Consider the following 9,229-nt stretch of genomic DNA (forward strand, 5'->3'; position numbering starts at 1 on the left):
CGCCAACATCCACCGGCCCGGCGCGCTGACGCCGTCCGTCGTACTGTCGCTGGGGCTCGGGCTCGCCGTGCTCGTCACCATCACCCAGATCGACGGCAATCTGCGCCGGCAGTTCCTCGCGGCACTGCCCGATCGGGCGCCATCCTTCTTCTTCATCGACATCCCGAGCACGCAGGCCGAGCAATTCGACTTCTATCTGCGCCAGATCGCGCCGGGCGCCAAGGTCGAGGACGTGCCGATGCTGCGCGGGCGCATTGTCGCCGCGCGCGGCGTGCGCGCCGAGGATCTCAAGCCCACCACCGATTCCGAATGGGTGCTGCAGAGCGACCGCGGCCTGACCTACACCGGCGAGCTGCCGAAAGGTTCCAAGGTGGTCGAGGGCGAATGGTGGAGCGCCGATTATTCCGGCCCGCCGCTGGTCTCGATGGAGAAGAAGATCGCCGACGGGCTCGGCCTCAAGCTCGGCGACGAAATCGTGGTCAACGTGCTCGGCCGCGACATCCCGGCGAGAATCGGCAATCTGCGCACCATCGACTGGCAGGGTCTCGGCATCAACTTCGTCCTCGTGTTCTCGCCGAACGCCTTCAAGGGGGCCCCGCATACCCATATCGCAACGCTGACCGAGGCCGGCGGCGATGCTGCGGGCGACGGCAAGATCATCAAGCAGGTCGCCGCCGCCTATCCGATGGTGACGAGCGTGCGCGTGCGCGAGGTGATGGAGACGGTCGGCTCGGTCGTGACCAATCTGGCGCTGGCGATCCGCGGCGCCAGCGCCGTGACCCTGATCTCGGCGATCCTGGTGCTGGGCGGGGCGCTCGCGGCCGGCCACCGTCACCGGGTCTACGATGCGGTGATCCTGAAGACGCTGGGCGCGACGCGGCTGCGGCTGCTCGGCGCCTATGCCCTCGAATACCTCCTGATCGGGCTCGCCACCGCGGTGTTCGGCGTCATCGCCGGCAGCATCGCGGCCTGGATGATCGTGACGCGGCTGATGACGCTGAGCTTCGTCTGGCAGGCCGGCAGCGCGGCGGGCGTGGTGGTGGCCGCCCTGGTCGTCACCGTCGGGCTCGGGCTCGCCGGCACGCTGCTGGCGTTGAACAAGAAGCCCGCCACGGTGTTGCGGAATTTGTGACAAAATGTAGCGGTTGGGTACACGCGAGCGGAATCGCACGATTCCTGCGATTAACCACGACTGCTCGTCAGGTTCGCGTCAGGATTGCCGCCAAGGGCGACATTCAGCCGCGCGTGGAAGGTTGCAGCGAATGTGCTAGTTTCCCACATATCGAATGGGTTCGGAGCCCCGATTGTGAGCCAGAATTTAGTCGGCTGGCGTCGGTATCCGAGATAGAGTTTGACGAACCGGCGGCATGGCGACCCTCATGCCGGACCGGACCAACCAACGGGAATTCGACCATGTCGGACCTAGACCGTAACTACGCTTCTCCTTTCGGCAGGGCCGCCGGGCGTGTTGACGCCGCGACGGTCGATGCCGGCCTGCGCGCCTACATGCTGCGCATCTACAATTACATGAGCATTGGCCTGGCCATCACCGGCCTGGCCGCGCTCGGCGTCTACATGGCCGCCGTGACCGACGTTCCGACCCCGGAAGCGGTTCGAGTCGGCAAGCTGTTCCTGACGCCGTTCGGCTACGCGATGTTCGTGAGCCCGCTGAAGTGGCTGTTCATGCTCGCGCCGCTCGCGATGGTGTTCGTGATCTCGGCGGGCATCAACCGTCTGGCGCCCTCGACCGCCCAGATCCTGTTCTGGGTGTTCTCGGCGCTGATGGGCATCTCGCTGTCGTCGATCTTCCTGGTGTTCACGCACACCTCGATCGTGCGGGTGTTCTTCATCACCGCGGCGACGTTCGGTGCGCTCAGCCTCTACGGCTACACCACGCGTCGTGACCTCACCGGGATGGGCTCGTTCCTGTTCATGGGCCTGATCGGCATCATCATCGCGAGCCTGGTGAACCTGTTCCTGGCAAGCTCGATGCTGCAGTTCATCGTGTCGGTGGTCGGCGTGCTGGTGTTCGCGGGCCTCACCGCCTGGGATACCCAGCGGCTGAAGAACGACTACATCTACGGCTACGCCTCGGCCGGCGGGGACATCGCGGAGCGCGCGGCCATCACCGGCGCGCTGTCGCTGTACCTGAACTTCATCAACCTGTTCACGCTGCTGCTGCAGCTTCTCGGCCAGCGCGATTAAGCGCCCAACCGAGTGAACGACATAAACCCCGGCCGAGAGGCCGGGGTTTTTGTTTGCGTAATACGCCGTCATGCCCGGGCTTGTCCCGCCTGCGCGGCCGAAGCCGCTTCGGCGAGACGAAGGCCCGGGCATCCACGTTCTTCGTGCTGCGGGTAAAGGCGTGGATGGCCGGGACAAGCCTGGCCATGACGCATGCGGAAACAGCGTTGCTCGTTGCGATACCGCTGCTATCTTCCCGCCATGTCCGCACCCGAAATCAGGCCCACGACCGAGGCCGACCTTCCCGCCATCACCGCCATCTATCAGCAGGCCGTCCGCGAGGGCACGGCGACATTCGAGCTGGAGCCGCCGGACCTCTCAGAGATGACGCGCCGCTATCGCGCGCTGCTGGACGGCGGCTATCCCTATTTCGTCGCGATCCTCGACGGCCGCGTGGCCGGCTATGCCTATGCCGGGGCCTACCGCCCGCGGCCGGCCTATCGTTTTACGGTCGAGAACTCGATCTATCTCGATCCCTCTTTCCACCGCCGCGGTGTCGGCTCTCTGCTGCTGGAGCGGCTGGTCGCCGAATGCGAGGCGCGCGGCTTTCGCCAGATGATCGCGGTGATCGGCGATTCCGCCAATGCCGGATCGATCGGCGTGCATACCAAGGCCGGCTTCAAGATGATCGGCACGCATCCCAGTGTCGGGCTGAAATTCGGCCGCTGGCTGGACACGGTGATGATGCAGCGGGACCTCGGCGAGGGCGCCAGCACGGTGCCGGGAACGTAGCCTTATCCGTCATTCCGGTGCGATGCGTTAGCATCGAACCCGGAATCCAGAAGTTGGTTGCGAAAGCGGATCGAGCTTCTCAGGCGCGCAACTGCGCGCCGGAGTTCGCGACTTCGTCGCGCCGGGGGAATGACGGCCGAAGGTCGTCACACCACCGCCAGCTTCCGATCGATCACCAGCAACACGCGCTCCAGCTCATGGCCGCGGCGCAGGATCAGCCCGGTTGCCGAGATCACGCTGTACATGCCCTGCTTGCGCGCGAGCCGCGGGTCCTTCTCGATGCGATAGATCGGCACTTCCGAGGCGCGGCGATAGACCGAGAACACGGCGCGGTCCTTCAGAAAGTCGATGGCGTAGTCACGCCACTCGCCGTCGGCGACCATGCGGCCGTAGAGATTGAGAATCCGGTGCAGCTCGAGCCGGTTGAACGTCACTCGGTTGGCCTGCGCATTCGCGGCGGCGGGACGCGCCGCCGCGCGCTGCTCGCTCGGATCGGCATCCTCCGACATCAAGCTCATGGGAAGCGCCTCCTCATCGCACGGCATGATCGCGGCCGCGAAGACCGTCCCGGAACCGCGCTCACGACAGTTGCATGATTGCGCCAACCGTTCCGCGCCGCAAGGGGTTCAACCCATCAAATCGCCACGCAACTGGGCACACGCAGAGGTGGAACTTTATCGCGGCAAACCGTCACGGGATCGTTAGCAGGAATCATAGTATCGCCGCTTTTCCGCCCACCGCCCGCCGCCCTGCATTGCGAAAAGAATCACGTGCGTTGACCCGGTCCTTTCGGTTCCGGATTCCTCAGCCCCCAGCCCCCCGGGGTCGAACAGGATCGGGTCTGTGTACGCACGGCAAGGAGGGCCAACGCGAGTTGGTCCTTTTTTGTTTACGTCGGGACGTTTCTGCTTCCCGCCATTCCGGGGCGCGCCTCTTGGCGCGAGCCCGGAATCCATTTCTCATCTCGGAATATGGATAGATGGATTCCGGGCTCGCGCTTCGCGCGCCCCGGAAAGACGACAGACAAATTGTCCTGAGGCGATCTTAAGCGTGCTGCGCTTCAATGCAGCGACGTGTACGCCGCGCCCAGCATCGGGCCGGGCTTCTCCCGGCTGCCGTCCTGGACATAGACCACCGCGCCGTCGACGCCGTCGCGCGTCAGGTTCTCGATCGGCACAGTCCAGCTTTCCGGACGGCCGGTCCAGTCGCCGACCTTGAGCAGGTTGCGCACGACGTTGTGATAGGTGACCTGCTGTCCACGATTCTCGCCACGGGTGATGGCGATCGGCACCGACCTGGCAATCGAGCAGATCCAGACCTCGCCGCGCGAGACCGCGGGCTCCCTGCTTGCTGCCACCGACACGTTGATCTGCTTGCCCGAGAGTGACATCGTCACCGGCACGCTCATCACGCCAGTACCCTTGTCCGTCTTGCCGATCGCGCTCTCGATGCCGGCGCGATCGCTGCCGATGACATGCGCGGAGCCGTTGACGACGACCTGCGGCGTGTAGACTTCGCGGTCGCCACGCATGCGCGAATAGGCACGCTGGCGCGCAGAGAAGCGCGAGTCCGCCAGCGTGTCTTTCCAGCCGAGATAGTCCCAATAGTCGATCGGCATGCTCAGCGCGATGACGGAGGGATCTTTGGAGAGATCGCCGATGATCTGGTCGGCGGGCGGACAGGAGGAGCAGCCCTGCGAGGTGAACAACTCGACGACGGCGCGCGGATCAGCCTCGGCAGGACGGATGACGGCGATGATCGCACATATGCCGAGAGCCCCCGACCAGAGGGCGCCGGACCAACGTGAAATCAGATGAGAAGCCGCTGTTGTCGTCATGTCGAACGCCGCACACCATTGCTCGTGGGAAGGGAAATCTTATCGCCTGATGGTCACCGTACTCTTACGGGGGCGCGGCACATTCGTCCGTCCAGGCAACCGTCCAAGGGAGGGTTTTACGCCGGGCGGGCCCATCCGAAACGTACCGCAAACGCGCGAAGGCGGCCTTTGATAGGCCGCCTTCGTTTAGGCTTCTACTCACTTCGCAGTGAGCCATCGTTCACAAATCCGCGCTTACGCCGCGAGCTTGCGCAGCACGTAGTGCAGGATGCCGCCGTTGCGGTAGTAGTCGAGCTCGTCCAGCGTATCGATGCGGCAAAGCAGCGAAACGCGCTGCAACGAACCGTCGCCGGAGACGATCTCCGCGGTCAGCTTCTGGCGCGGCTTGAGGTCGCCGACGAGACCGCGCAGCGTGACCTTCTCGTCGCCCTTCAGGCCCAGCGACTGCCAGGAGGTGCCTTCCTCGAAGGTCAGCGGCAGCACACCCATGCCGACCAGGTTGGAGCGGTGGATGCGCTCGAAGCTCTGGCAGATCACGGCGCGCACGCCGAGCAGGCGCGTGCCCTTCGCGGCCCAGTCGCGCGAGGAGCCGTTGCCGTATTCGGCACCGGCGAACACCACCAGCGGCACCTGCTCTTCCTGGTACTTCATCGCGGCGTCGTAGATCGACATCTGCTCGCCGTCGGGCCAGTGCTTGGTGAGGCCGCCCTCGGGAATGTTGCCGTCGGCGCCCTTCAGCATGAAGTTCTTGATGCGGATGTTGGCGAAGGTGCCGCGCATCATGACTTCATGGTTGCCGCGGCGCGTGCCGTACTGATTGAAGTCGGCGGGGCGTACCTGGTGCTCGCTGAGATATTTGCCGGCGGGCGAGGTGAGCTTGATCGAACCGGCCGGCGAGATGTGGTCGGTGGTGATCTTGTCGCCGAACATGGCGAGGATGCGCGCCTCGACGATGTCGGTGACCGGCTCCGGCTCCTTCTTCATGCCGTCGAAATAGGGCGGGTTCTGCACATAGGTCGAAGACATGTTCCAGCGATAGGTCTCGCTCTCGACCGTCTTGATCTTGCGCCAGTTGGTGTCGCCCTTGAACACGTCGGCATACTTCTTCTTGAAGATCGACGCGGTCACGAACTTCTTCATGAAGGCGTTGATCTCCTTCGTCGTCGGCCAGATGTCCTTCAGGTAGACCGGCTTGCCGTCCTTGCCCTCGCCGAGCGGCTCGGTGGCGAGGTTCCTGGTGACGCTGCCCGCTAGCGCGTAGGCGACGACCAGCGGCGGCGAGGCCAGGTAGTTCGCCTGCACGTCCGGCGAGACACGGCCTTCGAAGTTGCGGTTGCCGGAGAGCACCGCGGCCGCGACGACGCCGTTGTCGTTGATCGCCTTCGAGATCTCCTCAGGCAGCGGACCGGAATTGCCGATGCAGGTGGTGCAGCCGAAGCCGACCAGGTTGAACCCGACCTTGTCGAGATAGGGCTGCAGACCGGAATTGGCGAGATATTCCGCGACCACCTGGCTGCCCGGAGCAAGCGAGGTCTTCACCCACGGCTTGGCCTTGAGGCCCTTCGCGGCGGCGTTGCGCGCGAGCAGGCCGGCACCGATCAGGACGCTCGGGTTCGAAGTGTTGGTGCAGGAGGTGATGGCGGCGATCACGACGTCGCCATGGCCGATGTCGAAGTTCTTGCCTTCGACGGGGAAGCGCCTGGCGGGCTCCTCGGCCTTCTTGTACTCGCTGCCGAGCGCGAGCGAGAAGCCGTCCGCGACGGTGGGCAGCGCGATGCGGCCTTCGGGACGCTTCGGGCCGGCCATCGACGGCACGACGTCGCCGAGGTCGAGCGTCAGCGTTTCCGTGAACACCGGATCGGGCGACTTGGCGGTACGGAACAGGCCCTGCGCCTTGGCATAGGCCTGGACCAGCGCAACGCGCGCCGAGGCGCGGCCGGAGGTCTTGAGATAGTCGAGCGCGGCGGCATCGACCGGGAAGAAGCCGCAGGTCGCGCCGTATTCGGGCGCCATGTTGGCGATCGTCGCCTTGTCGGCGACCGAGAGATGGTCGAGGCCGGGGCCGAAGAACTCGACGAACTTGCCGACGACGCCGAGCTTGCGCAGCATCTGCGTGACCGTGAGCACGAGGTCGGTCGCGGTGACGCCTTCCTTCAGCGCGCCCTTCAGCTTGAAGCCGACGACGTTGGGCAGCAGCATCGACAGCGGCTGGCCGAGCATGCAGGCTTCCGCCTCGATGCCGCCGACGCCCCAGCCGAGCACGGCCAGACCATTGACCATGGTGGTGTGCGAATCGGTGCCGACGAGCGAATCGGGATAGGCGACCTCGAAGGTGCCGGTCTTCTTGCCGACCGTCATCTTCTCCTTCCTGGTCCAGACCGTCTGGGCCAGATATTCGAGGTTGACCTGGTGGCAGATGCCGGTGCCGGGCGGCACGACCGAGAAGTTCGAGAACGCCTTCTGGCCCCACTTCAGGAACTCGTAGCGCTCCTGGTTCTGCTTGTACTCCTCGGTGACGTTCTTGCCGAAGGCCTTGTTGTCGCCGAAAAAGTTCACGATCACCGAGTGGTCGATGACGAGGTCGACCGGCACCAGCGGATTGATCTTCTCGGCGTCCCCGCCGAGCTTCTGCATCGCGTTGCGCATCGCGGCGAGGTCGACCACCGCCGGCACGCCGGTGAAGTCCTGCATCAGGACGCGCGCCGGGCGGAAGGCGATCTCATGCTCCAGCGACTTCTTGCGCAGCCATTTCGAGACCGCGACGATGTCTTCCTTCTTGACCGAGCGGCCGTCCTCGTTGCGCAGCAGGTTCTCGAGCAGGACCTTCATCGAATAGGGAAGTTTCGAAATTCCCTTCAGACCATTCTTCTCGGCTGTAGGCAGGCTGTAATAGACATAGGTCTTGGCGCCGACCTTGAGAGTCTTTTTGCATTTGAAGCTGTCGAGCGAGGTCATGTAGGAGATCCCAATTGTTAGTTATACCCGGCGGGGTATTTTAACACCGTCAGCGTGTCAGGCTGGGCCGCTTGCAGGGGCGGGTTGAGTTGCTGCATCAAGTAGTTCCGGGCTTATAGAAGCTTTCTAACGGCACCGCCACAGCCACAATCGTACCGCAGCAACCCGCGAGCCAAAAATTCCCATGCGCTACCCCAAGTTTTCCTGAGGCCTGGCTTTGAGCGGGTTGAAACGAGGCGAGATGCGGCTTTCAGGTCACGGGCTCAAATGTGTGCGGGGCGGACGCGAGGTGTTCGCCGGCCTCGAGTTCGCGGCCGCCTCGGGCGAAGCCCTGGCGGTGATGGGCCGCAACGGATCGGGCAAGACCTCGCTGCTGCGGCTGATCGCGGGCCTGCTCGTGCCGGCGGGGGGCAAGATCGCGCTTCAAGGCGGCGATGCCGAGCTGACGCTGCCCGAGCAGTGCCACTATCTCGGCCATCGCGATGCCCTGAAGCCGGCGCTCAGCGTGGAGGAGAATCTGACGTTTTGGGCTGATTTTCTCGGCGGCGAGCGTTTTGAGGCGACCGAGAGCCTCGCCAAGGTCGGGCTCGACCATGCGACCCATCTTCCAGCCGCCTTCCTCTCCGCCGGCCAGCGCCGCCGGCTCTCGCTGGCCCGGCTGCTGACCGTGCGCCGCCCGGTCTGGCTCCTGGACGAGCCGACCACGGCGCTGGATGTGGCCGGCCAGGACATGTTCGGCGGCCTGATGCGCGAGCACCTGTCACGCGGCGGCATGATTGTCGCAGCCACCCACGCCCCGCTCGGGATCGAGTCGCGAGAACTGCGGATCGGGGGTGAGGTGTGATTTCCACCGACCCTCAGTTTTCCAAGCGGCTGGCGTCCGGCCTCTCCGTTCCCTCCCCCCTTGCGGGGTCCGAGGCGAGCGAAGCTCGCTCTCGAGGTCAGGGAGGGGGGTGCCACATGGCAAGACCTCTCGGTTCTAGCGTTGGGGAAACCGGTGCGTTGTTGCCGGCATCCCGCAGTTATCGAACATCACTCCCGGGGCTCCCCCTCTCCCCCGCCCTCCCCCGCAAGGGGGGAGGGAGCACACCGTCCTCTGAGCCCCAGCCCTGCTCCCATGGCCGCTCCGCCGGAAGGGCCAGCCCATGACCGCCCTCTCCGCCCTCATTCGCCGGGACATCCGGATCGCGCTGCGCGTCGGCGGCGGGGCGCTGATCGGCGTGCTGTTCTTCCTCACCGTGGTGGTGCTGATGCCGTTCGCGGTCGGGCCGGATCTGGCGCTGCTGTCGCGGCTCGGACCGGCGATCCTGTGGCTCGGCGCGCTCTTGGCGAGCCTGCTGACCCTGGATCGGCTGTTCATGGCCGACCATGAGGACGGCTCGCTCGACCTGATCACGATGAGCCGGACGCCGCTGGAACTCGCCTGCGCCGCCAAGGCGCTGGCGCATTGGCTGGGCGCCC

General features: G+C 65.0%; 8 protein-coding genes. 5 read left to right on the forward strand and 3 right to left on the reverse strand.

The window, feature by feature from the left end; all coding sequences use genetic code 11:
• The 3 genes from IC50_RS08360 to IC50_RS08370 form a co-directional block, all read left to right on the forward strand.
• On the forward strand, positions 1–1,132 hold a 1,132-nt coding region (locus IC50_RS08360), incomplete at its 5' end, for an ABC transporter permease (RefSeq protein WP_035702926.1).
• A gap of 281 nt (positions 1,133–1,413) precedes the next feature.
• Positions 1,414–2,205: a Bax inhibitor-1/YccA family protein gene (locus IC50_RS08365; RefSeq protein ID WP_035702927.1), complete on the forward strand. Its 792-nt coding sequence runs from the start codon at positions 1,414–1,416 to the stop codon at positions 2,203–2,205.
• 240 nt (positions 2,206–2,445) lie between these two features.
• On the forward strand, positions 2,446–2,976 hold the full coding sequence (locus IC50_RS08370; protein ID WP_035702929.1) for a GNAT family N-acetyltransferase: 531 nt from the start codon (positions 2,446–2,448) through the stop codon (positions 2,974–2,976).
• Positions 2,977–3,122: 146 nt separating this feature from the next.
• Here IC50_RS08370 and IC50_RS08375 read toward each other — a convergent pair whose 3' ends face one another.
• From IC50_RS08375 to acnA, 3 genes are all read right to left on the reverse strand, one after another.
• Positions 3,123–3,494, reverse strand: coding sequence for a DUF2794 domain-containing protein (locus IC50_RS08375; protein WP_035702937.1), 372 nt, complete (start codon positions 3,492–3,494; stop codon positions 3,123–3,125).
• Between the two features lie 542 nt (positions 3,495–4,036).
• Positions 4,037–4,813, reverse strand: coding sequence for a DUF1223 domain-containing protein (locus tag IC50_RS08380; protein WP_035702931.1), 777 nt, complete (start codon positions 4,811–4,813; stop codon positions 4,037–4,039).
• 234 nt (positions 4,814–5,047) lie between these two features.
• Entirely contained in the window at positions 5,048–7,768 is a 2,721-nt protein-coding gene (gene acnA, locus IC50_RS08385; RefSeq protein ID WP_035702932.1) for an aconitate hydratase AcnA, read from the reverse strand.
• 241 nt (positions 7,769–8,009) lie between these two features.
• Here acnA and ccmA point away from each other — a divergent pair, with 241 nt between their 5' ends.
• Positions 8,010–8,612, forward strand: a complete 603-nt coding sequence (ccmA, locus tag IC50_RS08390; RefSeq protein ID WP_035702934.1) for a heme ABC exporter ATP-binding protein CcmA — start codon at positions 8,010–8,012, stop codon at positions 8,610–8,612.
• 301 nt (positions 8,613–8,913) lie between these two features.
• Positions 8,914–9,229: heme exporter protein CcmB (locus IC50_RS08395; RefSeq protein WP_035702935.1), on the forward strand; the 316-nt coding region annotated here is incomplete at its 3' end.

The organism is Bradyrhizobium genomosp. I (2014) (assembly GCF_000261685.1).
Lineage (GTDB): Bacteria > Pseudomonadota > Alphaproteobacteria > Rhizobiales > Xanthobacteraceae > Bradyrhizobium.